Source organism: Nocardia veterana NBRC 100344 (assembly GCF_000308855.1).
Classification (GTDB): domain Bacteria; phylum Actinomycetota; class Actinomycetes; order Mycobacteriales; family Mycobacteriaceae; genus Nocardia; species Nocardia veterana.
Window position 1 is genome coordinate 1 of sequence record NZ_BAGM01000088.1, and the last position, 23,151, is coordinate 23,151.

Annotated in this window: 22 protein-coding genes; 10 read left to right on the plus strand and 12 right to left on the minus strand. The window is 68.5% G+C overall.

Features of this window, described 5'->3' with window-relative positions; all coding sequences use genetic code 11:
• Positions 1–263 precede the first annotated feature (263 nt).
• Both ON37_RS15210 and ON37_RS15215 read left to right on the plus strand, forming a co-directional pair.
• Positions 264–686 (plus strand): VOC family protein, encoded by a 423-nt coding sequence (locus tag ON37_RS15210; protein ID WP_040720208.1) that lies wholly within the window; start codon positions 264–266, stop codon positions 684–686.
• Between the two features lies 1 nt (position 687).
• Positions 688–1,287, plus strand: coding sequence for a TetR/AcrR family transcriptional regulator (locus tag ON37_RS15215; RefSeq protein WP_051031623.1), 600 nt, complete (start codon positions 688–690; stop codon positions 1,285–1,287).
• Between the two features lie 119 nt (positions 1,288–1,406).
• Here ON37_RS15215 and pdxS read toward each other — a convergent pair whose 3' ends face one another.
• Both pdxS and ON37_RS15225 read right to left on the minus strand, forming a co-directional pair.
• Positions 1,407–2,309 (minus strand): pyridoxal 5'-phosphate synthase lyase subunit PdxS, encoded by a 903-nt coding sequence (pdxS, locus tag ON37_RS15220; protein ID WP_083893010.1) that lies wholly within the window; start codon positions 2,307–2,309, stop codon positions 1,407–1,409.
• Between the two features lie 503 nt (positions 2,310–2,812).
• Positions 2,813–3,427 (minus strand): TetR family transcriptional regulator, encoded by a 615-nt coding sequence (locus ON37_RS15225; RefSeq protein ID WP_040720227.1) that lies wholly within the window; start codon positions 3,425–3,427, stop codon positions 2,813–2,815.
• A gap of 208 nt (positions 3,428–3,635) precedes the next feature.
• Here ON37_RS15225 and ON37_RS15230 point away from each other — a divergent pair, with 208 nt between their 5' ends.
• The 5 genes from ON37_RS15230 to ON37_RS15250 all read left to right on the plus strand — a co-directional run bounded on the left by ON37_RS15230 (position 3,636) and on the right by ON37_RS15250 (position 8,086).
• Positions 3,636–4,859, plus strand: a complete 1,224-nt coding sequence (locus tag ON37_RS15230; RefSeq protein WP_040720212.1) for an alkane 1-monooxygenase — start codon at positions 3,636–3,638, stop codon at positions 4,857–4,859.
• Positions 4,859–5,044 (plus strand): rubredoxin, encoded by a 186-nt coding sequence (locus tag ON37_RS15235; RefSeq protein ID WP_040720213.1) that lies wholly within the window; start codon positions 4,859–4,861, stop codon positions 5,042–5,044. Before ON37_RS15230 ends, ON37_RS15235 begins: the two co-directional genes overlap by 1 nt.
• A gap of 1 nt (position 5,045) precedes the next feature.
• Entirely contained in the window at positions 5,046–5,228 is a 183-nt protein-coding gene (locus tag ON37_RS15240) for a rubredoxin (RefSeq protein ID WP_040720214.1), read from the plus strand.
• Positions 5,225–6,457 carry an NAD(P)/FAD-dependent oxidoreductase gene (locus ON37_RS15245; protein WP_040720216.1) on the plus strand — a complete coding sequence of 411 codons (1,233 nt, stop codon included), beginning with the start codon at positions 5,225–5,227 and terminating at the stop codon, positions 6,455–6,457. The genes ON37_RS15240 and ON37_RS15245 overlap by 4 nt, the downstream gene beginning before the upstream one ends.
• A gap of 231 nt (positions 6,458–6,688) precedes the next feature.
• Complete coding sequence (locus ON37_RS15250) at positions 6,689–8,086, plus strand: outer membrane protein assembly factor BamB family protein (RefSeq protein ID WP_040720217.1); 1,398 nt, start codon at positions 6,689–6,691, stop codon at positions 8,084–8,086.
• Positions 8,087–8,100: 14 nt separating this feature from the next.
• Here ON37_RS15250 and ON37_RS15255 read toward each other — a convergent pair whose 3' ends face one another.
• The 9 genes from ON37_RS15255 to ON37_RS15295 all read right to left on the minus strand — a co-directional run bounded on the left by ON37_RS15255 (position 8,101) and on the right by ON37_RS15295 (position 20,510).
• Positions 8,101–9,144, minus strand: a complete 1,044-nt coding sequence (locus ON37_RS15255; protein ID WP_040720228.1) for an NUDIX hydrolase — start codon at positions 9,142–9,144, stop codon at positions 8,101–8,103.
• A complete protein-coding gene (locus ON37_RS15260) occupies positions 9,144–10,268 on the minus strand; it encodes a glycosyltransferase family 4 protein (protein ID WP_040720218.1) in 1,125 nt (374 codons plus the stop codon). The genes ON37_RS15255 and ON37_RS15260 overlap by 1 nt, the downstream gene beginning before the upstream one ends.
• On the minus strand, positions 10,265–11,248 hold the full coding sequence (locus ON37_RS15265; RefSeq protein ID WP_040720219.1) for a phosphatidylinositol mannoside acyltransferase: 984 nt from the start codon (positions 11,246–11,248) through the stop codon (positions 10,265–10,267). The genes ON37_RS15260 and ON37_RS15265 overlap by 4 nt, the downstream gene beginning before the upstream one ends.
• A 19-nt stretch (positions 11,249–11,267) precedes the next feature.
• The gene (pgsA, locus tag ON37_RS15270) at positions 11,268–11,939 is read right to left on the minus strand and encodes a phosphatidylinositol phosphate synthase (RefSeq protein ID WP_040720220.1); all 672 of its coding nucleotides are present in this window, start codon (positions 11,937–11,939) and stop codon (positions 11,268–11,270) included.
• A gap of 1 nt (position 11,940) precedes the next feature.
• Positions 11,941–12,555, minus strand: coding sequence for an ATP adenylyltransferase (locus ON37_RS15275; protein ID WP_040720229.1), 615 nt, complete (start codon positions 12,553–12,555; stop codon positions 11,941–11,943).
• A gap of 8 nt (positions 12,556–12,563) precedes the next feature.
• Positions 12,564–14,621: a threonine--tRNA ligase gene (gene thrS, locus ON37_RS15280; protein ID WP_040720221.1), complete on the minus strand. Its 2,058-nt coding sequence runs from the start codon at positions 14,619–14,621 to the stop codon at positions 12,564–12,566.
• 250 nt (positions 14,622–14,871) lie between these two features.
• Positions 14,872–15,522, minus strand: coding sequence for a (2Fe-2S)-binding protein (locus ON37_RS15285; protein ID WP_245553207.1), 651 nt, complete (start codon positions 15,520–15,522; stop codon positions 14,872–14,874).
• A 252-nt stretch (positions 15,523–15,774) separates the two neighbouring features.
• Positions 15,775–18,015 (minus strand): SulP family inorganic anion transporter, encoded by a 2,241-nt coding sequence (locus ON37_RS15290; protein WP_040720222.1) that lies wholly within the window; start codon positions 18,013–18,015, stop codon positions 15,775–15,777.
• A 284-nt stretch (positions 18,016–18,299) separates the two neighbouring features.
• Entirely contained in the window at positions 18,300–20,510 is a 2,211-nt protein-coding gene (locus tag ON37_RS15295) for a SulP family inorganic anion transporter (protein WP_040720223.1), read from the minus strand.
• Between the two features lie 553 nt (positions 20,511–21,063).
• On the opposite strand from ON37_RS15295, the gene ON37_RS15300 reads away from it, so the two are divergent.
• The 3 genes from ON37_RS15300 to ON37_RS15310 all read left to right on the plus strand — a co-directional run bounded on the left by ON37_RS15300 (position 21,064) and on the right by ON37_RS15310 (position 22,975).
• Positions 21,064–21,981, plus strand: a complete 918-nt coding sequence (locus ON37_RS15300; RefSeq protein WP_051031625.1) for an NAD(P)-dependent oxidoreductase — start codon at positions 21,064–21,066, stop codon at positions 21,979–21,981.
• 92 nt (positions 21,982–22,073) lie between these two features.
• Positions 22,074–22,547, plus strand: coding sequence for a MarR family winged helix-turn-helix transcriptional regulator (locus ON37_RS15305; RefSeq protein WP_040720224.1), 474 nt, complete (start codon positions 22,074–22,076; stop codon positions 22,545–22,547).
• Between the two features lie 5 nt (positions 22,548–22,552).
• Entirely contained in the window at positions 22,553–22,975 is a 423-nt protein-coding gene (locus tag ON37_RS15310; protein ID WP_040720225.1) for an organic hydroperoxide resistance protein, read from the plus strand.
• 15 nt (positions 22,976–22,990) lie between these two features.
• Here the strand turns inward: ON37_RS15310 and ON37_RS34880 are convergent, their stop codons facing one another.
• Entirely contained in the window at positions 22,991–23,146 is a 156-nt protein-coding gene (locus ON37_RS34880; RefSeq protein WP_168441347.1) for a DUF8730 family Cys-rich protein, read from the minus strand.
• Between the last annotated feature and the right edge of the window lie 5 nt (positions 23,147–23,151).

Sequence of the window (23,151 nt, forward strand, 5' to 3'; positions counted from 1 at the left end):
TGCGCGAGCGGTCGGCCGCGGTCGGCCGATCGAATGGACCGGACGACGGTAGCGCATCGTCTGGACAACCACTGGTTGTTCACCCCCGACGGAAATCGCGCGTAATCCCGTGGCCGTCTTCATAGCGGGCAAGTCGAAATACTCACCTGCTCCATGCTTTCGGCGACGCATCGCCCCCCGCATCACCAGCGTTGCCGACCACCGAGGTGTCAACTGTACCGACCTCAGCCAATTCAATACAGGTCGTACTGTAATTTTGAGGTATGAACACGGAAACGAACTGGCCGGATCATCTGGCCGTGACACAGGTGCGGGTCGCGCGGCCCACCGACCGGCTGGACGAGGTGGTGCGCTTCTACGCCGAGGGACTCGGGCTGCGGGAGCTCTATCGCTTCCAGGGGCACGACGGCTACGACGGGGTGATGCTGGGCCTGCCCGGCGCGGACTACCATCTCGAATTCACCAGTCATGTGAACGGAAGTCCCTGTCCCGCACCGACTCTGGACAATCTGCTGGTGCTGTACTTCGCCGGGGAAGCGGCGATGTACGACGTGGTGGAGCGGCTGGCCGAATTCGGCGCGGAACCGGTGCCCGCGGAGAACCCGTACTGGACGGCCCACGGCGGGATCACATTCGAGGATCCGGACGGCTGGCGCGTGGTGCTGATGCCACGCAAGGTGTTCTGAGGTGGCGGGCCGGCAACGCGATGACCGGATCGACGCGATCGTGCTGGAAACCACGCAACGTCTGCTCGGCGAGGTCGGCTACGCCGAGTTGTCGATCGGCCGGATAGCGAGCGAAGCCGGCCAGTATCGGCCGGCGATCTACCGGCGCTGGCCGTCCAAACGGCATCTGGTCGTGGATGTGGTGGCACGGATGCTCGGCGAGGCGCCGACGCCGAATACCGGCGATCTGCGCGCGGATCTCGTCAGCGGGATGCGCACGATCGTGACGGCGTTGCGCGACACCCCGCTGGGCCGGATCCTGCCCGCACTGGTGGCGGATCTGGCGGCCGATCCCGAACTCGCACAGCATTTCCTGCGCACGGTGTTCGCGCCGCGGCGGGAGAGCACCGCCGCGCGACTGAGAGCCGCGGTCGGCGCCGGCGAGCTCGACACCGTGCCGGATGTCGAGTTCGTCCTCGACGCGCTCGCCGCGCCGATCTACTACCGGGCACTGTTCGGTCATCAACCGCTGGACGACTCGCTGGCCGAACAGACGGTGGACACGGTACTCGCCGCAGCGACGAAATATGTTGCGCCGCAGGGCGATCGCGAGAGTGGATAACGCATCGGCCGAGAATGCGCGTTCGGCCGGCGCCGAGACGAGGACCGGAGACGACGCCGGGCCGCCCCACAACAGGGCGGCCCGGCGACGCGTCGTTGTTTCCGGTATCGGTTCTCAGCTCACCAGCCGCGCTCGGCGAGGCGGTGCGGCTCCGGGATCTCCTCGACATTGATGCCGACCATGGCCTCACCCAGGCCACGCGACACCTTCGCCAGCACGTCCGGGTCGTCGTAGAAGGTGGTGGCCTTCACGATGGCGGCGGCGCGCTCGGCCGGATTACCGGACTTGAAGATGCCGGAGCCGACGAAGACGCCCTCGGCGCCGAGCTGCATCATCATCGCGGCGTCGGCCGGGGTGGCGATACCACCGGCGGTGAACAGCACGACCGGGAGCTTGCCGGTCTCGGCGACCTCGCGGACCAGCTCGTAGGGCGCCTGCAGCTCCTTGGCGGCCACGAACAGCTCGTCCTCGGGCAGCGACTGCAGGTGCCGGATCTCACCGCGGATCTTGCGCATATGGGTGGTGGCGTTGGACACGTCGCCGGTGCCGGCCTCGCCCTTGGAGCGGATCATCGCCGCCCCCTCGGTGATGCGGCGCAACGCCTCGCCCAGGTTGGTGGCGCCACAGACGAACGGCACGGTGAACTGCCACTTGTCGATGTGGTTGGTGTAGTCGGCGGGGGTCAGCACCTCCGACTCGTCGATGTAGTCCACGCCGAGGCTCTGCAGGATCTGCGCCTCGACGAAGTGGCCGATGCGGGCCTTGGCCATCACGGGAATCGACACGGCGTTGACGATGCCGTCGATCAGATCGGGATCGCTCATGCGCGCCACACCGCCCTGCGCGCGGATATCGGCGGGAACCCGCTCCAGCGCCATCACCGCGACGGCGCCGGCGTCCTCGGCGATCTTGGCCTGTTCGGCGGTGACGACGTCCATGATCACCCCGCCCTTGAGCATCTCGGCCATGCCGCGCTTCACGCGGGCGGTGCCGGTCGTCGAGGTGGTGTCGGGCGTTGTCACGGGCAAACTCCTGATGATCGGGGATTCGTTCGAGGCGGCATCGCTGCGATGCGAACCTCCACGATTCTAGGCGCCCCGATCAGGCCACTTCATAGCCAGTCCGGCAGCACTGGACTGGTAGCCCGCCGGGCGGTACCGCCCCGCCGCCGCCGACCGCGCGGCTACGGCGCCGCTACGGCCACCGGCCCTGCCCCTACGCGAACCCGCCGCCCGAACGGCGGTCCGGCGCCCCTCGCCCGTCAGAGCGGGTCGACGACGAACAGTTGCGCCCAGTAGGCCGCGCCCTGCTCCCCCAGGTAGGGCAGCAGAAAGTCGTACAGCAGATAGGACATATGCATTCGGTACCTCACCTCCACCTACCGGTTCGCCGGATTCGATGTGCGGCAAACCGATGTCGACCCTAGCGGATGGTGACCTGTCACACAGCGACAACGGACCGTACCGACCGAGATCAGCGGATTTTCGACGAAAGACATTGACAGTCAACGCCTCCCGACGAACCGTCAGGCCTGCGACAACAACGGCTCGAACAGGCCGACGGCGACGACCCGGATCTGCTCCAGCGCTCGCTCGACCGGACCGGTCGGCTGGAACAGGTGACTGAGGGCAAGGCGCACAACGGTTTCGGCGACCGACGCCAACTCCTCGTCGCCCACCGACGCCAGATCGTATTGCGCGCGAACGGTCGCGGTCACCGCGGCGACGGCCCGGCCGAGCACCGGTTCCGGCTCGGTCATCAGCGCCGGCAACAGCGCGGTATCGGGTGCGGAACGGCCCGCCAGCACCGCTTTCAGCAGCATGTTGTCCGCGCCGGAGCGCAGGGTGAACTCCACGGCGGCGATCAGGCCGGCGATCACATCGTCCGGGTGGGCCGCCAGCTGGTCGGCGATCCCGATCAGGAACACGTCGACCTCGTGCGCGATCACCACATCGGCGAGGTCCTGTTTGGTGCCGATCTCCTTGTACAGCACCGGCCGGCTGACGCCCACCTCCTTGGCCACCCGCGACATGTTCACCGCGCCCCAGCCCTCGGTACAGACCAGGCCGCGGGCGGTCTCGATGACACGCTCGCGCAGTAGTCGGCGCATATCGGACTGGAAGTTCGGCGCGGTAGCCATGGCCATGATCGTACACGCCTACCGAAACTGTTCGACTATTGACAACTCAGCGGCATCTGTATTCAATGAGAACACTTCTTCAGAAAGTGTAAACAAGTCGGGGTGAGCGCGCCGCCACGCCGCCAGCCGACCCGGTCCCGGTCCGCACATCCCCCGCGGATCCACCGCTCCGTCGCGCAGTACGCGCACCGTTCGTGAGGAGAACTTCGTGACCACATCCCGTATCGGCGATCCGGCACCGACCGCGCCGCCGCAGTGGCGCGACCGCAAACGCCACCTTTGGCTGTTCGGGCTGGTCCCGCCCACCGCGGTCCTGCTCGCCACCGGCCTGGTGTGGCTGTTCAACCAGTTCAGCTGGCACCACGCGGCCGCCGTGTGGTGGTGGATCGGACCGCTGCTGGTCTACGTCCTGCTGCCGATCCTCGATCGGTTCTTCGGCCCGGACGGGCAGAACCCGCCCGACGAGGTGATGGAACAGCTCGAAAACGATCGCTACTACCGCTACTGCGTGTACGCCTATATTCCGTTCCAGCTGCTCAGCCTGGTGTTCGCCTGTTATCTGTGGAGCGCGTCCGATCTGTCCTGGCTGGGTGTCGACGGCGGCCTGAGCCTGGTCTCCAAGATCGGGCTGGCGCTGAGCATCGGCACCATGGGCGGTGTCGGCATCAACACCGCGCACGAACTCGGCCACAAGAAGGACGAATTGGAGCGCTGGCTGTCGAAGATCACCCTGGCGCAGACGTTCTACGGTCACTTCTACATCGAGCACAACCGGGGCCATCACGTGCGGGTGGCGACACCGGAGGATCCGGCCAGTTCGCGGTTCGGCGAATCGTTCTGGACGTTCCTGCCGCGCAGCGTGTGGGGCAGCCTGCGCTCGTCCTGGGCGCTGGAGCAGACTCGGCTGCAGCGACTGGGCAAGCGGCCGTGGACGATTCACAACGATGTGCTCAACGCCTGGCTGATGTCGGTGGTGCTGTGGGGTGCGCTGGCCGCGATCTTCGGGCCCGGGGTACTGCCCTTCCTGGTGCTGCAGGCGATCTACGGATTCTCGCTGCTGGAGACGGTCAACTATCTCGAGCACTACGGCCTGCTGCGGCAGCGCACGGCGGCCGGGCGCTACGAACGCTGCACGCCGGAGCACAGCTGGAACTCCGACCACATCGTCACCAACATCTTCCTCTACCACCTGCAGCGCCACAGCGACCATCACGCCAACCCCACCCGGCGGTATCAGACCCTGCGCAGTATGGACGGCGCGCCGAATCTGCCCAGCGGTTACGCCAGCATGATCACGATCGCTTACTTTCCGCCGCTGTGGCGCCGGGTGATGGACAAGCGTGTGCTCGCGCATTACGACGGCGACATCACCCGCGTCAATATCCAGCCCGGCAAGCGTGACCGCGTCCTGGCGAAGTACGGAGTCGCGTGATGTCCCGATTCCGTTGCCCGGTCTGCGATTACGTCTACGACGAAACCGAGGGCGCACCACGCGAGGGCTTTCCGCCCGGTACGGCGTGGGCGGCGGTACCCGACGACTGGTGCTGCCCGGACTGCGGTGTCCGCGAAAAACTCGATTTCGAACCCCTCGGCCCCCTCGCCCGGAAAGGTCCCTGACATGTCCGAGTACAAGCTCTTCCGTTGTCTGCAATGCGGATTCGAATACGACGAGGCGCTCGGCTGGCCCGAGGACGGCATCGCCCCCGGCACCCGCTGGAACGACATCCCCGACGACTGGTCCTGCCCCGACTGCGGCGCCGCCAAGGCCGATTTCGAGATGGTCGAGGTCAGTCGCGCATGAGTGGACGGGTCGTCATCGTCGGCGCGGGGGTCGCGGGGGCCACGGCCGCCCGGACCCTGCGCACCGACGGCTATACCGGCGAGATCGTGCTGATCGGCGCCGAGGCTCATCTCCCCTATCGCCGGCCGATGGTCTCCAAGGAACTGCTGGCCGGCACCGCCGACGAGCGACGGTTACTGCTGGAGCCGGCGGAGTCGTGGCGCGGGCTCGGCATCGACCTGCGCCCGGACATCACCGTCGACAACATCGACGTGGAGCGCGACCGGGTGCACCTGGCCGACGGCACGTCTCTCGGTTACGACGCCCTGATCCTCGCGACCGGCGCCCGCGCGCGCACCTTGCCCGGCCCGGCGTCCGGCGCGTACACACTGCGCACGGCCGGGGATGTCGACGCGCTCCGCGCGGCGGTCGTATCGGGTGGGTCGCTGCTCGTGGTGGGCAGCGGGCTGGTGGGCTGCGAGGTCGCCGCGACGGTGCGCGGGCTGGGGGCGGCCGTGACGATCGTGCACGCCGGGGACGCTCCGCTGGAACGGGTGGCACCGGCCGTGATCGGTGCGCACTGCCGAAACCTGCACGCCGACAATGGCGTAGAGATTCACGATGCGGTGGTGCTGGACCGGATCGACGGCGACGAGGGCGATATCCGAGCCCTCGCCGCCGATGGGCGCCGGTGGAACGCCGCGGCGGTGCTCGTCGCCATCGGCGCGGAACCGGATGTCGAATTGGCACGGCGGGCGGGGCTCGCCATCGGTGACGGCATCCTCGTCGACGAGTCCGGTACCACCTCGACGCCGAACATCTTCGCCGCCGGTGACGCCGCCGCCGTCTACGATCCGGACTGCGGGGTCCACCGGCGCACCGAACAGTGGAACAGCGCGCAGGCGCAGGGTGTCGCGGTGGCGAAATCCGTCCTGGGACAACCGGTCCCATCCGACGAGGTCACCTGGGGATGGACCACCCAGTACGGCGTCACCATCCAGTTCGCCGGTCGCCCGCATCCCGACGACGAGGTCGTGGTGCGCCCGGGCGCCACACCCGACCGCATCACCGTGCTCTCCCTGCGCGCCGGTCGCCTGGCCGCTGCCGCTGCCGTCGCGAGCCCGGCCGATCTGCGAGCCGCCCGCACCCTCATCGGCGCCCGCGCTGTGCACGATCTCGCCACCTGGTCCGACGTGTCGATTCCCCTGCAGGAGCTGGTCATCGCGACCGAGCTGTCGGGCCGCCACTGACCGGCCGACCGCCGCGCCGCGAACGGCGGCGCATCACGCCGGAGGCAGGTCGCGGCCGTCATTACCTCCCCATCACACGCGAGAGCGCGTGGGAACACTGGGCTTTTTCGCCACGACATCACCAGCGACGGGACGTCGTCGTTGCCGCCCACGCCGAAGCTCCTGGTACCTTCCAGCTTTCGCACAGTTCGACCGGCGCCCGCGCCGGATCGACCGAGGGAGGTCGCGGGTATGAACACGGCGGCACGATGGCTCACCCGTGGCGGAACACCCCGGACCCGGATCGCGGTGCTGATCCTGGCTGTGGTGGCGGCGATCGGGACAGTCGTATGGGTGAACCGATCGCCGGAGCAGCCGCCGGAAGTGCCCGCCGCCGGCGGTCGGTTCCGGATTTCAACCCGGCTCGATTCTGCTCCGGTGCCGCGATGGACGTTGCGCGCCGCCGACCTGTCCGATGAACCCGGCGCGGTCCTGCTGGCGCTGCCGCAGGACCTGCACGACTACAACGGCTACGGTTCCCCGATGGACGCCGGGCCGGTGATCGTCGCGGCCACCGCGGTACCCGGCACAGCCGAGACGGGCACCGCATCCGCAGTCGGACCCGTGCAGTTGCACGGCGTCGACCCGGACACCGGAGCGGCGCGGTGGACCGTCGACGCGGGCGAGCTCCTCAGCTGTGGCGAGCGCGTCTTGGACGCGCAACTGACCTGCCACGGCTCACACCGGGTGTTGATCATCGACGCGGCCACCGGCGTGATCGCCATGGACCGCGCGACGGACTTCGAAGTGATGGACGTGGCAGTGCGCGACGGTATCGTTTCCGTCGCCGGTCGCACTGCCGACCGGATGACCGCGGTCGTCACCCGCGGAACCGTCGCCGACCCCGAGGCGACCTGGCGCCGGACGTATCCGACGCCGGTTCCCGGTGACGCGGTCAGGCCGTGGCTCGATGCGCCGTACTACTTCCGGGACGGCCACGACCGCAGCGTTCGCGTCTACGATCTGTCCACCGGCGAGCCGCTGTTCACCGCACCCGTCGGCGCCGTATTCGACGGCGGGATCATCGCTACGCAGGTGATCGACCGTGGCTGGAGCGCGGGGCGAATTACCCTTGTCGATCGCAACGGTCACCTCATCACCGAGGTCGGCAACCCCAGTTTCCTGCTCGAGTGGTACCCGACCGCGACCGCGTCGCCGCCGCCGATCCTCACCGGCGAGAGTGCCTACGACCGAACGACGGGACGAGTGCTGTGGACCAATCCACAGATCGGCCTCGACGAGCCCACGGGTCGCCGAGGCGCGGTCGAAGGAGTAGTGGATCACACGGTTATCGTCCGATCGCTCGACGGGACGGCGCTCATCGGCCTCGATCTCGCCGATGGTCACCAGGTGTGGCAGCAGTCGGCGCGGTTGGCGAATGCGGTACGCGACGGCCTCACCGACGGCCGGCACCTCGTTCTCGCGGACGGCACCACCGCGCAGGCGATCGATGCCGGCGACGGTTCGACCGTTTGGTCGATGTCGTTGCCGCCCAGTGGTGATCCCCGATTGCCCTCGACAGTGGCAGCGTTGGGTGGCCGGATGGTCGTCGTGCTCGCGGACGCGTTCACCGGATATGCTGCTGCGTGACGCGAGCCGAATAATCAGCGGATCGAGCGCACTTCCGGCTCGGTGTCCGCACCCGCGGCGGTGATCGCCTCGGCGAGCAGATTGTCCAGGTGGTACGGGTACACCGTTTCGCCGATCCGGTCGAGTTCGGCGATGTCCGCCGGCAGGCACCAGCGGTAGGCGGTGACGCAGCGGCGTTCCCAGACGGTCGGGTCGGCGGGTTTCGGTTCGAACCAGCGGACCCGGGCGACGAAGAACAGTTCCTCGGAGCGGATCAGTTCGCCGTTGAACGGAAAGACCGCGACTCGCCGCCAGATCGGACCACGCAGCAGGGTGGAGTCCAGGGCGAAGCCGGTTTCCTCCCAGACCTCCCGCACCGCGGCGGTGCGCAACGACTCCCCCGGTTCGATGCCGCCGCCGACGGTGAACCAGAACGGCGAATCCGGGGTCTGCGGGTCGTGGCCGCGCATCAGTAGCACCCGATCCTGATCGTCCAGCAACACCACCCGGGCGGAGGTGCGCACGGTGTCGACCTCGAGTCCGGTCGTGGCGGCCGGGGTCACCCGCTCGGCGATCTCGAAATAGGTGGGCAGCGGTGCGGTACCGCCCAGGTGCAACCACCGGACCGGGCGGCGGGTACGTAAGGCGAGGGTGTCGCGCACCGCGTCGTTGTGGAAACGCCGGGCGATCAGGACCCGCGCCTCGGCATCGGCGAGTTCGGCCACCAGTTGCGGGCGCAGGGTGGTGATGTCCACCGCCGACAACGCCGCGGCGAGCTGGTTCTCGGCCGTTTCGCGGTCGCTCCAGTCGGCGCGCTCGGCGCGGTCGGCCAGGGCGATCAGCCGTTTCGACTGCTCGGCCGCCGCGGACTCCGACATCGGCCCGGCCATCGAGATGGCCACCGTCCGGGCCACCACCGCCCGCCGGGCCAGCGCCGCCTCCAGCGCGTCACGGGCCTGGTCGCCGCGCACGTGCAGCCGGTCGAGCCGGTTGGCGGTCGAGTACGCCCAGACTCCGACGGCGATGATCACGGCCGCGATCAGCGCGAGGACCAGGATGGTCGTCGCGGAGAAGGTGATCATCCGGCGGTCCTCACCCGAGCGTCGCCGACGGTGACCGTCTCGTACACCCGCAGAATCTGTTCGGCCACGACCGGCCAATCGTATTCGCCGACAACCTGATCCGCCGTCCGCACCAGCTCGTCACGGCGCACGCGGTCGGTCAGCAGCTCGTCGATCGCCGCCGCCAGGGCATTGGAATCTCCCACCGGCACCAGCACTCCCGCGGTGCCGTCCCGCAGGACCCGGCGGAAGGCGTCCAATTCGCTGGCGACCACGGCGGTTCCGGCGGCCATCGCCTCCACCAGGACGATGCCGAAGCTCTCACCGCCCAGATTCGGCGCGCAGTACACGTCGGCGCTGCGCATCGCGGAGGCCTTCTCCGCGTCCGAGACCTGGCCGAGAAAACGCAGACGCCCCGCGTGCTCGCCCGCTTCCCGGCGTAACCGGTCCTCGTCGCCGCGGCCGACGATCAGGATCTCCACGTCCGGATGCCGGGCCACCAGGGCCGGCAGCGCACCGAGCAGTACCGCCATCCCCTTGCGGGGCTCGTCGTAGCGCCCGAGGAACAACACCGTCCCTCCCGCCCGCGGATAGCCGGGCAGCAGCGGGGCATTGGCGAAGGCCGGCACGTCCACGCCGTTCGGGATCTCCACGGCATCGCTGCCGAGCGCCTCCACCTGCCAGCGCCGCGCCAGCTCCGATACCGCGATCCGGCCGCTGATCTTCTCGTGATACGGCCGCAGCACGCCCTGGAAGGTCGCCAGCACCAGGGACCGGGTGGTCGAGGTGTGAAAGGTCGCCACGATCGGGCCTTCGGCCACCTTCAGCGCCAGCATCGAGATGCTCGGCGCGTTGGGTTCGTGGACGTGCAGCACCTCGAAGTCGTTGTCGGCGATCCAGCGCCGCAACCGGGTGTAGGCGGTGGGCCCGAACGAGAGCCGCGCCACCGACCCGTTGTACGGAATGGCCACCGCCTTACCGGCGGAGACCACGAACTCGGGCAGTTCGGTGTCGTCGGAGGCCGGCGCCAGCACGCTGACCTTGTGCCCCCGCTCGATGAGCACCTCGGCCAACTCCACGACATGGGACTGCACCCCGCCCGGTACGTCGAACGAATACGGGCAGACCATGCCGATTCTCATGACGCCGCGTCCTCCGCCGCTCGCTCACCGGCGAGCGCGGCCTGAACCTGCGCGATCCGCGCCCGCCGCTGCGGCGACAGATCGCTTTCCCACAGTGGCTGCAACATATGCCAATCGGCCGGATGCTCGGCGATATTGGCCGCGAACCGGTCGGCCAGCTGCTGGGTGGCATCGGCCACTCCGCGCGAAACATCCAGCGGCGCCTCGGTTTTCAATCCCCACCCCTCCCGGCCCGCGGCATCGACGGTGAACCAGGCGTGCACCGGCATCAACGCCGCACCGGTGTCGATGGCCAGTTTCGCGGCACCGGCCGGCATCCAGGTACGTTCGCCGAAGAACTCGACGGGCACGCCCTTGCCGGTCAGGTCGCGCTCGCCCATCAGGCACACCACCTTGTTGTCGCGCAACCGCTGCGCCAGCTGCCGATACGGCGGCTGTTCGCCGCCCGTCAGCGGGAACACCTCGAATCCGAGGCTTTCGCGGTAGGCGACGAAACGTTCGAACAGCGATTCCGGCTGCAGCCGCTCGGCCACCGTGGCGAAGGTGCCGTAGTGCTGCACGAGCCAGACCCCGGCCATATCCCAGTTGCCGGAGTGCGGAAGCACGAACACGACACCGCGGCCGCGGGCCAGTGCCTCGTCCAGATGTTCGCGCCCCGCCGGGGACGGCATCAGCGGCGAGTCGGCCAGCGCCGCGTGGTCGAGGGTCGGCAGCCGGAACGCCTCACGCCAGTACCGCGCGTACGAGCGCATCGAGGCGCGAATCAGCTCGTCCGGCACCTCCGGCGCCGGCACGCCCAGCACGCGGGCGAGATTGCGGCGCAATTGATTCGGTTCGCCCCCGCGACGCACGGCACGGTTGGCGCGGCGGGCCGCCCAGTCACCACCGACGTCGAACCAGCGGCGCGCGGTGCGTTCGGGCAATCCGCGCACCATCCGCCAGCCCGCCGCGTAGGCGGCATCGCTCAGCGCAGCCCTCATCTGCGTCACGCCCGTGTCCTCACTTCGCCGTATCGGTTTCGGCCTTGCTCACCGGCGCGATGACATCGCGGGCTCCGGCCGAATTCCGTACCGCCAGCACCCGCTGGAAGACGGTGACGGTGCTCAGCACCGCCAGAATGTACATCGCGACATAGACCGCGTAGATGAGCCAGTCGATGCCGAAATAGCCGCCGATTCCGGTGAATCCGGCGCCGACGAGCACGATCACCAGCCGGTCGGGCCGTTCGATGATGCCGCCGTCGGCCGACAGTCCACTGGCCTCGGCGCGCGCCTTGGCGTAGGAGATGACCTGCGAGGTCACCAGCACCACCAGGGTCGCGACGAACAGATGCCGGCTGTGTTCGTGGTACACCGACCACCAGGCCAGCGCGCCGAAGATCGCGCCGTCGGCGACGCGATCGCAGGTGGCGTCCAACACGGCGCCGTATTTGGTGCCGCCGCCGCGGGCGCGGGCCATCGCCCCGTCGAGCATGTCGAACATGACGAACAGCCAGATCACCATCGTTCCCCAGAACAGGTGATCGGTCGGGAACAGCGTCACCGCGGCCACGATCGAGGCGGTGGTGCCGATCAGCGTCATCGCGTCGGGCGTGAGCCCGGTGCGCACCAGCGCCCGGCCCAGCGGCGCGGTCGCCTTGGCGAACGTCTCCCGACCGAAGAAGCTCAGCACGCTACTCGACTTCCTGCTCGTGCCACGCCCCGGCCAGCAGGGCCCGCGTCTCCCGCAGCAACTGCGGCATCACCTTCACCCCGCCGACGACGGTGATGAAATTGGCGTCCCCGCCCCAGCGGGGAACGATGTGCTGGTGCAGGTGGTCGGCCAGCGATCCCCCGGCCACGCCGCCCAGATTGAGCCCGACGTTGAAGCCCTCGGGCCGCGACACCTTCTTCATCACCCGGATCGCGCGCTGGGTGAAGGCCATCAGCTCGGCGCTCTCCTCGGGGGTCAGATCCTCGAGGTCGGCCACCCGGCGATAGGGCACGACCATCATGTGCCCGGGGTTGTAGGGGTAGAGGTTGAGCACCGCGAACACCCATTCGCCGCGGGCGATGACCAGGCCGTCCTCATCCGACATCTTCGGGATCTCGGTGAACGGATGCTTCAGCCCCGCCGACGTCTTCTCCTCGGGGTCGGCCTGGGCGGCGCGACTGTCACGGTCGGCCACCGCACCGGTGATGTAGGACATCCGGTACGGGGTCCACAACCGCTGCAACCGGTCCGGGTCACCCGCGCCCGTATCGACGATCCGCCCCGGATCCTGTTGTGTCACAGCCTCGTCCACCATGCCCTCACTCATACCCCACCGGCCCGGACCTCGAATCCCTCGGCCGTCGGCGAGGCGTTGTCCCGCCGCGCGATCCAGTCGACGATCGTCGCCACCGCATCGGCCACCGGCACGCCGTTGACCCGGGTGCCGTCGCGGAATCGGAAGCTGACCGCGCCGGCGTTCACATCGCGCTCGCCGGCCAGCAGCATGAACGGCACCTTCTGCGCGGTGTGATTGAAGATCTTCTTCTGCATCCGGTCGTCGCTGCGATCGACCTCGGCCCGCACCCCGTGCGCGCGCAGGTCCTCCACCACGGTGTCCAGATGTTCGGCGAAGGCGTCGGCGACCGGGATACCGACCACCTGCACCGGCGCCAGCCAGGCCGGGAACGCGCCCGCGTAGTGCTCGGTGAGCACGCCGAAGAATCGCTCGATGGACCCGAACAGGGCGCGGTGGATCATCACCGGGCGCTGCTTGCTGCCGTCGGAGGCGGTGTATTCCAGGCCGAAGCGCTCGGGCAGGTTGAAGTCGAGCTGAATGGTCGACATCTGCCAGGTACGGCCGAGTGCGTCCTTGGCCTGCACGGAGATCTTCGGGCCGTAGAACGCGGCGCCGCCCGGATCCGGGACCAGATCCAGGCCCGAATCGGTGGCCACCTTGCGCAGGGTGTCGGTGGCCTCCTCCCACAGTTCGTCGGAGCCCACGAACTTCTGCGGATCCTTGGTCGACAATTCCAGGTAGAAATCGTCGAGGCCGTAATCGCGCAGCAGGCTCAGCACGAATTGCAGCGTCGAGGTCAGCTCGGCGTGCATCTGCTCTTTGGTGCAGTAGATGTGCGCGTCGTCCTGGGTCATGCCACGCACCCGGGTCAGCCCGTGGACGACGCCGGACTTCTCGTAGCGATACACCGACCCGAATTCGAACAGCCGCAGCGGCAGCTCCCGATACGACCGGCCACGCGAGCGGAAGATCAGGTTGTGCATCGGGCAGTTCATCGGCTTGACGTAGTAGTCCTGGCCGGGTTTACGCACGGTGCCGTCGTCGTTGTATTCGGCGTCCAGATGCATGGCCGGGAACATGCCCTCGCGGTACCAATCCAGATGTCCGGAGACCTCGAACAGATGCCCCTTGGTGATATGCGGGGTGTTGACGAATTCGTAGCCTGCGGCGATGTGACGGCGACGGGAGTAGTCCTCGAGCTCCTTGCGGATGATGCCGCCCTTGGGATGGAACACCGGCAGGCCCGAGCCCAGTTCGTCCGGGAACGAGAACAGGTCCAGTTCCAGCCCGAGTTTGCGGTGATCGCGCTTCTCGGCCTCCTCCAGGACGTGCAGATAGTTCTCCAGCGCCTCGGCCGACTCCCACGCGGTGCCGTAGATGCGCTGCAGGTCCTCACGGTTCTGATCACCGCGCCAGTAGGCCGCCGAGGAGCGGGTCAGCTTGAACGCGGGAATGAACTTGGTGGTGGGAATGTGCGGTCCGCGGCACAGATCGCCCCACACCTTCTCACCGGTGCGCGGGTCGAGATTGTCGTAGATGGTCAGCTCTTTACCGCCGACTTCCATGACCTCCGGATCGTCGATGCCCGATTTATCGGAGATCAGTTCGAGTTTGAACGGCTCCTTGGCCAGTTCCACCCGGGCCTCGTCGACCTCGACCACCCGGCGCGAAAACCGTTGCGCGCCTTTGATGATCTTCTTCATCCGGGATTCGAGCCTGGTCAGGTCCTCCGGGGTGAAGGGCCGCTCGACCTGGAAGTCGTAGTAGAAGCCGTCCTTGATCGGCGGGCCGATGCCGAGTTTGGCCTCGGGGAATTCCTGCTGCACCGCCTGTGCCAGCACGTGGGCGGCCGAATGCCGGATCACACTGCGGCCGTCCTCGGAGTCGGCGGTGACGGCCTCGACCTCGACGTCGGTGTCGGGCACCCAGGACAGGTCCCGGAGATTGCCCTCCGGATCGCGCACCACGACGACGGTTTCCGGGCCCTTGGTGGCCAGACCCGCTTCGCGCACCGCGGCGCCCGCCGTCGTCCCGGCCGGCACCCGGACGAGGGCGGCGGGGGTGGTGCGGGCTGAGGTGGTCACGGCTGCGCTCTCCTTAACGATGTCGGCATATCTCGTCGCGGACGGGCGCCCGCGGCGTTGTCGTGCGGGCGGGGCGCCCGCGGGGTGCGGGCCGGGCCCGCGAACTGGAGCAGCACTCCAGGCCGGTTGACGCCAATCCCACCGGCGCGACCAATGCTATCGGGACAGTACCGTCCGTGCGCCGATGGACCGGCCGCCACGGCCCGCACCGAGTCCGGATTCGGCCGCGCCGGTCCGTGCGGACCCGGACTCAGCCACGCCGTGCCAGTTCCGTGAGCAACCGCTCGCGCTCGGCGCTGGGACGTTTGGGGCAGCTGGTGCACATCTGACAGCCGGACACCTCGAACACCAGACAGCAGGAGATGCGGCGGACGAAGGTGCGGGCCTCGACCTCGACGAAGCGCGGCTGCGGCAGCCGCGCGCCGATCTGGGCCGCCAGTCGCGCGCCGGCCTCGGCGGCACCGGCGTCGATGGCGCGGTTGCCGATCGCGTCGGCCACGATCGCCCACAGCGCCGGCCGGCCCGCGCCGGTGACCTGTGCCACCACCGGGATGACGCGCCGCAGCGACTCCCCGAGTGCCGCCCCGGCGGAGGTGCCGGATTCCGGCTCGGCGGAACCGATGATCCGTTCGATACCGCCGTCCGGGCGCATTTCGCAGTGGATGCGTTCCAGGGCGAAATCCGGCGCAGGGGCGCCGGTGGCGTAGGCCGTGGTGATCGGATCGACGAGTGCCGAGGCGGCCATACACCACCACAGCGTGCCGGATACCCGGGAATCGCTTGTGCCCCAGGAGATTCCCATATCCGCAATCCGCTCGGACAGCCAGGCGGGCTCGGTGAGTTTCGTACCCGCCACCCGGGCGGGCGCCCCCGGCGCCACGGACTGCGCGACCATCTTCATCCGACTCCGATCCACGTCGATCCAGCGATTGCCTCACATCCACCATGGCACGGCCGCGCGAGCCGGAGCGGTCTGTGGGCGCGGGGCCCCGGGACCCCGGCCAGGAGGGCGACGGTGGTGCGTGGACAAGGGTATCGGCGCCGGGTGCGCGACGGTTCAGGCGCGCCGCGACCGGCGGTGATCGCCGGCCCGGCACGGACGGGTGCGCGAGTTCGGCTGTCGGGCCGCCGAACTCGCGCACCCTCGCCCGGGTCAGGCGTGGGTCCGGTCCCGGGCGGGTATTCCGGGTCGCTCGGCATCGGTGATTTCGGCGATGCCGGTCGCGGTGACCTCGAGTACCCGTGCGGTGGCGATATCGAAGAACAGGCCCGAAAGCGCAACACCGCGCTCGTCCATCGCCCGGGCCACCACCGGGTGATCGCGCAGCGTTTCCAGCTGCACCGCGACATTGACCATGCTCAACTGGTCGGCCGGGCCGTAGCCGGCGGCGGCCGCCGCGGCGGCCACGGGGTGTCCGGCACGGTAGCGCTGCACACTCGGCGCGGCGTGGGCCAGCCAGTCGTCGATATCGGGGCCGGCGGACCCGTCCGACAGCAGCGCATTCATCGCGCCGCAGCCGGAATGGCCGCACACCACCACATTTCGCACCGACAGGTTCTCCAGCGCGAAGCTCAGCGCGGCGTCCACCGACACATCGGTCCCGCGCGCCGGCACCAGATTGCCGATATTGCGGACGGTGAACAGATCCCCCGGACCGCTGTTGGTGATGACGTTCGGCACGATCCGGGAATCGGCACAGGTCAGGAAGAACGAATCCGGATCCTGACCGTCGCGCAGCTCGTCCAGATGCGGTCGCATCACGTGCGCGTGGCTGCGGTGATACGCGGCGACCCCGGCGGCCACCGGATTCCCGCCCTCGGACCGCCACGGACCGAGCACCTCGTCGAGCAGCCCGCGGGCCCGGCCGCGCCGGGGCGGCCGCTCCGCGGCCTCGGCCATGCGCGCGGTGCCGATCTCCACGAATTCGACCGTGCCGCCGGTACTCTCGTGCTGTCGTGCCCACGAATGGATGGCGTCGTAGGCGGAATGGTCGAGGAAGTCGACCGTCAGCTCGACCAGCACATCGGTACCGGCGGGCACGGTCGCCAGCTGCCCGGTCAGCTTCGGCAGCGCGAGGAAGGTGCAGGTGCCGTCGACGCTCACCAACCACCGATCGGCGCCGGCCACCGGCCCCGCGTCGACCGACACGCGCACCACCCGCCACAGCAGCAGGGCGAAGGCGACGACCAAACCGATCAGCACACCCTCGAGCAGGTTCAGGAACACCACCGACGCAATGGTGACCGCGTAGATCACGAGTTCACCGGTCCGGTGCGCGACGCGGATGTGAGCCAGCTTGACCAGCTGGATGCCGATCATCACCAGCAGACCGGCCAGCGCCGATTTCGGGATCTGTTCGACCACGCCCACCAGGGCGATCGAGAACAGCAGCACCCATACCCCGTGCAGCAGCGCCGAGGCGCGGCTGCGCGCACCGGCGGTGACGTTGGTGGCGCTGCGCACGATCACACCGGTGACCGGCAAACCGCCGATCATGCCCGAGGTGACGTTGGCCGCGCCCTGTGCCATGAGCTCGCGGTCGAAGTTGGTGCGCGGACCGTTGTGCATCTTGTCCACCGCAACGGCCGACAGCAGGCTTTCCACACTGGCGATCAGGGCCACGGTCAGCACGGCCAGCGCCACGCCGCTCCAGTCGCCGCTGGGCATATCCGGCAGGCCGATGGCATCGAAGAGCGAGCCGCTCATGGTGATGCGGGCCGGATCGCCGGGCAGGACCAGTGACAACCCGGTGGCGATGACGATCGCGACCAGCGGGCCGGGTACCACCCGGATCTTGGCCGGAACGTAGCGCCAGCCGAGCATGATCGCGATGACCAGACCGCCGATCACGACGTCGATACCGCTGAGGTGCAGGAGCTGATCGGGTAGTTGGGTGACGTTCTGCCACGCCGAGCTCTGCGACGAGCCGCCGAGCAGGACATGCACCTGCTGCAAGGCGATGGTGATACCGATTCCGGCGAGCATGGCGTGCACCACGACCGGTGCGATGGCGAGCGCCGCGCGGGCGATGCGGCTGAGACCGAAGACGATTTGGAGAAGTCCGGCGCCGACGGTGATGAAACAGGTTGTCTTCCAGCCGAATTGGTTGATGGTTTCGGCCATGACCACGGTCAGCCCGGCAGCCGGGCCACTGACCTGTAAGACAGAACCCCCCAGAGATCCCACCACGATCCCGCCGACAGCGGCGGCGATGAGTCCGGCGGCGACGGGAGCGCCGGTGGCGACTGCGATACCGATCGACAGTGGCAGTGCGACGAGGAATACGACGATGGACGCGGGTAGATCGTGACGGAGGACCGAATTCATCCGGTCCGACCAGTTGGGCCCCGGTGGGGCCGAGGGTCTGGGCGTCGAGACGGTGTCGGTGGACATAGCGCTCCTTCACCGGGGCACGAGGGGGCTCCGGTCGGTCGAACATGCTCTCCAGGCGTCGAATTCAGCTGCGAGACTTCGTTGTCCAGCAGTGAGCCGGAAGCGAGGGCAACTTTAATAGTAAAGACTAAGCAAAGCCTTAGAAAAGGTTCTTTAGCCTCGCACACTTTCCCGGTGCGATGTGACCGCCCTCACGGCGCCTGGTCTCGACCTGCGGCGGAGCCGGATACCCACCATCTCACCGCACCCGGCTCCACCCCTCGGTTACCAGCGATGGGAATCCCTCACGACACCGGCACCGGGACCGGATGCCGCACGTCGTCGATCTCGGCGATCCCGTCCGGGGTGATCCGCAGGACGCGGGCGGTGGCGATGTCGAAGAACAGACCGGACAGCACCAGGCCGCGCTCCTCGACGCCGCGCCGCACGACCGGATGGCCGGCCAACGTCTCGATCTGCACCGCGACGTTCACCATGCCCAGCTGATCGACCTCGCCGTATCCGGCCGCCGCGGCCGCCGCCCCCACCGGATGCCCGGCCCGGAACCGGTCCAGGGCGGGCCGGCCGTGCGCGAGCCAGTCGTCGAGCCCGGAGCCGGTGTGCAGGCCGTGGCACAGCGCATCCATGGCGCCGCATCCGGAGTGACCGCAGACCACGATCGAACGCACATCGAGTTTGTCCAGCGCGTAGATCAGCGCCGCTTCCACCGAGGTGTCACGACCGTCGGCCGGGATCAGATTGCCGATATTGCGCACGGTGAACAGATCACCCGGCCCGCTGTTGGTGATCACATTCGGCACGATCCGCGAATCCGCGCAGGTGACGAACAGCGACTCCGGATCCTGTGTGTGCCGCAGCTCGTCCAGATGCGGCCGCATCATATGCGCGTGCCCGCGGTGGTAGGCGGCGATGCCGGCCGCGATCCGGTCCGCGGGCGTGGTGCGCCGCCACGGTCCGAGAATGTCGTCGAGCAGATGCCGAGCATGTCCGCGGGCCGGCGGCCCCGCGGTGAGATCGGCGATCCGGACCGCGCCGAGTTCGACGAATTGCACCGTCCCGCCCAGGCTTTCGTGCCGCTGCGCCCACTCGTGCAACGCGTCGGAGGCGGCGTGGTCGATGAAGTCGACCATCATCTCCACGGTCACCGGCGCCCCGGCGGGAATCTTGGCCAGCTGAGCGGTCAACCGCGGCAGGGCCAGGAAGGTGGCCGATCCGTCGACGGTCACCAGCCAGCGGCCCTCGTCGCCGACCGGGGCCGCGACGATCACCACCCGCACCACCCGCCACATCAGCAGCGTGAAGGAGAGCGCCAGGCCGATCAGCATGCCGAGCAACAGATTCGCGAAGATGACCACGAGAACCGTTGCGGCGTAGACGATCAGGTCTCCGGCGCGACGAGCGAGCCGGATATGAGCGAGTTTCACCAGGCCGATGCCGATCACGATGAGCAACCCGGCCAGTGCGGCCTTGGGAATCTGGCGCACCACCTCGACCAGGGCCACCGAGAACACCAGCACCCACACGCCGCTGAGCATCGTGGACGCCTTGGTCCGCGCTCCGGCCTTGGCATTGGTGATACTGCGGACGATGACGGCGGCCACGGGGAGACCGCCGATCAGTCCGGAGGTCATATTCGCCACGCCCTGTCCGAGCAGCTCGCGATCGAGGTCGGTGCGATATTCCGGACGGAGCCGGTCGACGGCGACCGCCGACAGCAGCGTCTCCACACTGGCGATGAGGGCGATGGTCATCGCCGTCAGGACGACCGCACCCCACCGGCCGTGCGGCAGTTGCGGAAGCGACATGGCGTCGAACAGCGAGCCGTGCAGGGTGATGCGTTCGACGCTGGTCGGCACCACCATCGCCAGCGCCGTCGCCACCACCACCGCGGCCAGCGGCGCCGGCACCGACCGGAGCCGGCCCGGTAGATAGCGCCAGCCCAGCATGATCGCGATCACCACCACACCGACCAGGGCGTCGCCGCCGTGACCGACGGTCACCTGATGGGGTAGCTCGACGATGCTCTCCCAGGACGAGCTCAGCGTCTGCCCGCCGAGCAGGACGTGCAGCTGCTGCAGCGCGATGACGATGCCGATACCGGCGAGCATCCCGTGCACCACCACCGGAGCGATCGCCAGCGCGGCGCGCGCGATCCGGCTCAGCCCGAATGCCACTTGCAGCGCGCCGGCCAGCACGGTGATGAAACAGGTTGTCGCCCAGCCGAATTGCTGGATCGACTCGGCGACCACGACGGTGAGGCTCGCGGTGGGACCGCTGACCTGCAATACCGAACCGCCGCACGAGCCGGCGACCAATCCACCGACGACGGCGGCGATCAAGCCGGCGGCGACCGGTGCGCCCATAGCCACCGCCACGCCGATCGACAGAGGTAGGGCGACCAGAAATACCACCACGGAGGCGGGTAGATCGTGTCGGAGTACAGCCGATGGACCCCGGGGCGACGTCCGTCGAGCCGAGTCGGTGTCGGTGGACATATTTCTCCTTCGCCGAACCGGCGTCCGGTTCGGTTCATCGGTGGAACATGTTCTGGCATCGAGAGCGGGCGGGCGAAGCTGATGACGCGAGAAGCGTTGCTACTGCGGTCGATCCGGGCACGCGACCCCCACAGCGAAGCAACGCTACTGATAGTAAAGACAACGCAAAGCGGTTGGAAAGTGTTTTCTTCGGAAAAGTCGGCACCGCGACCAAATTGTGATCTATATCACAACCAGTAGCAGCGCAAGCCATCTCCGGAGATGTGCGGAACGAACCCTCCCCGGCGAAAGCGGCTGCGGCAGAAATGTTCTGGACCAACCGCAGTCAAGCCTACCGCACTCTCCGTACTGGTCAGTTGTACGAATCAGCTATCACTCAGACCGGGAAAGTGACCTGCGCGGCGCTACGCCGGCCACCGGACCCTCGGGCCCCTTCCGGCGCTCGATCGGTAAATCTCTTGCCCCGCACGGTTTTCGACGCGCACTGGACCACCGAACCGATCATGAGGACAGTGGAGACGACGGGCGATCCCGATCGAGACGAGGAGGCGCGATGGAGATCGCGGTACTGGGCATGGGACGAATGGGGCGGGCCGTGGCCGGACGTCTGCTCGACGGCGGGCACGGGCTGACGGTGTGGAATCGGACACCAGGCAGAACCGCGGACCTGGTCGCCGGGGGCGCCGTCGAGGCCGGGTCGGTGGCCGAGGCGGTCGACGGCGTCGACGCGGTGATCACGATGCTGGCCGACGATCGCGCGGTCACCGCGGTCGCCTTCGGGGAATTGCAAGCCTCGATCGACACGACGACGCCCTACATCGATTGTTCGACGGTCTCGCCCGCACTCGGCGCCGCACTGGCGGACGCGTTCCCGGGCCGGTTCGTGGCGGCCCCGATCGTCGGTGCGCCCGCGGCCGTGAGCGCGGGCACAGCGATGATGCTGGCCGGTGGCGACGCCGGCCTGCTCGACCGCCTCGCACCCCTGCTCGGCACAGTGTCGGAACGCATTCGCCACTACGAGTCGGCCGAGCGCGCCCTCACCGCCAAACTGACCACCAACTTCCTGCTGCTCGCCGGGGTGGCCGCGCTGGCCGAGGCGTTCACGATCGGCCGGCGCGGCGGGCTGAACGACGACCAGCTGCGTGAACTGCTCGCCGAGGCGCCGGTCGTGCCCGCAGCGCTGGCCAATCGGTTCGAAGCCGTACTCACCGGCTCGCCGGAAGGGTGGTGGACGACCGTACTCGGTGCGAAGGATGCCGGCCTGGCCTTCGATATCGCGGCGGCAGCGGGTTCCGAGCTGCCGCTGGCCGAGCTGCTGCGAGATCGATACGAGGCCGCCGCGAAGGCCGCGCCGGAGGCCGACATCTCGGCGCTCGCGAGGCTGTATCGCGACCTCGGAGATCCGGCACCGGCGACGTCCGCCGGAGAGAGCCCCGCAGCGCGGTCGGACCACGACAACGCCTCCGGGTAGCCGCCACCCCGGACCGGGTCATCGCTACCGCGTGACGCAGCCCATAGGAAAAATGATTGTGCACAACTTAGTTGCGTCATAGATTATTGCTCATGACCGATCCGCTCGCATTGGACCAGCAGCTGTGTTTTCCGCTGTACGCCGCGTCCCGCGCGATGACGGCCCGGTACCGGCCGCACCTGGAGGCCCTGGGGCTGACATACCCGCAATACCTGGTCATGCTCGCGCTCTGGGAGCGAGACGGGCGCGGCGTCGGTGAACTCTGCGATGCGCTGGCACTGGACTCCGGCACGCTCTCCCCGCTGCTCAAGCGCTTGCAGGCCGCCGGACTGGTCGAACGGTGTCGAACCCCCGAGGACGAGCGCCGGGTCGAGATCCGGCTCACCGAAGCGGGCCGCGCACTTCGCGCCCGAGCGTGCGACATCCCCGCCCGGATGGCCGAGGCCACCGGGATGTCGACGGCCGAGCTCGAAGCCCTGCGCGACACGCTGATCCGCATGGCGGCGGCACTCGGCTCCCACCCGAACCCGGATGCCGATCATGCATCCACCGAGAGAAAGCGATAACCGAGATGGCGATCCTCTACACCGCGGAAGCCCTGGCCACCGGCGACGGCCGCAACGGTCACGCCCGCACCACCGACGGCAAGCTCGACCTCACCCTGGCGACGCCGCCGGAAATGGGCGGCAGCGGCGCCGGCACCAATCCGGAGCAGCTGTTCGCCGCCGGCTACGCGGCCTGTTTCCACTCGGCCCTGCGGCTGGTCGCCAAGCAGGCCGGCGCCGACGTCAGCGATTCCGCGGTCGGCGCGAAGGTCGGCATCGGCCCCAACGACGCCGGGGGCTTCGGTCTGGAGGTCACCCTCGAGATCTCCCTGCCGCACCTCACCCGGGACGAGGCCCAGGCTCTCGCCGACAAGGCGCACCAGGTGTGCCCGTACTCCAACGCGACACGCGGCAACATCGACGTCCACGTGCTCGTCGCGGACGACTGATCACCGCGGACCGATTCAGCCGCGCTGCCACCACCGTTTCGCCGAGGCCGGCTCGGAGTGGCCACCGCACCACTGGTCGGCCGGAACCCCGGCGCGCACCTCGTCGATGTGCGCGCCGCATCCGGACCAGGTGGTCTTACCGCAGATCGTGCAGGTGGTCGGGACGCACATGTCAT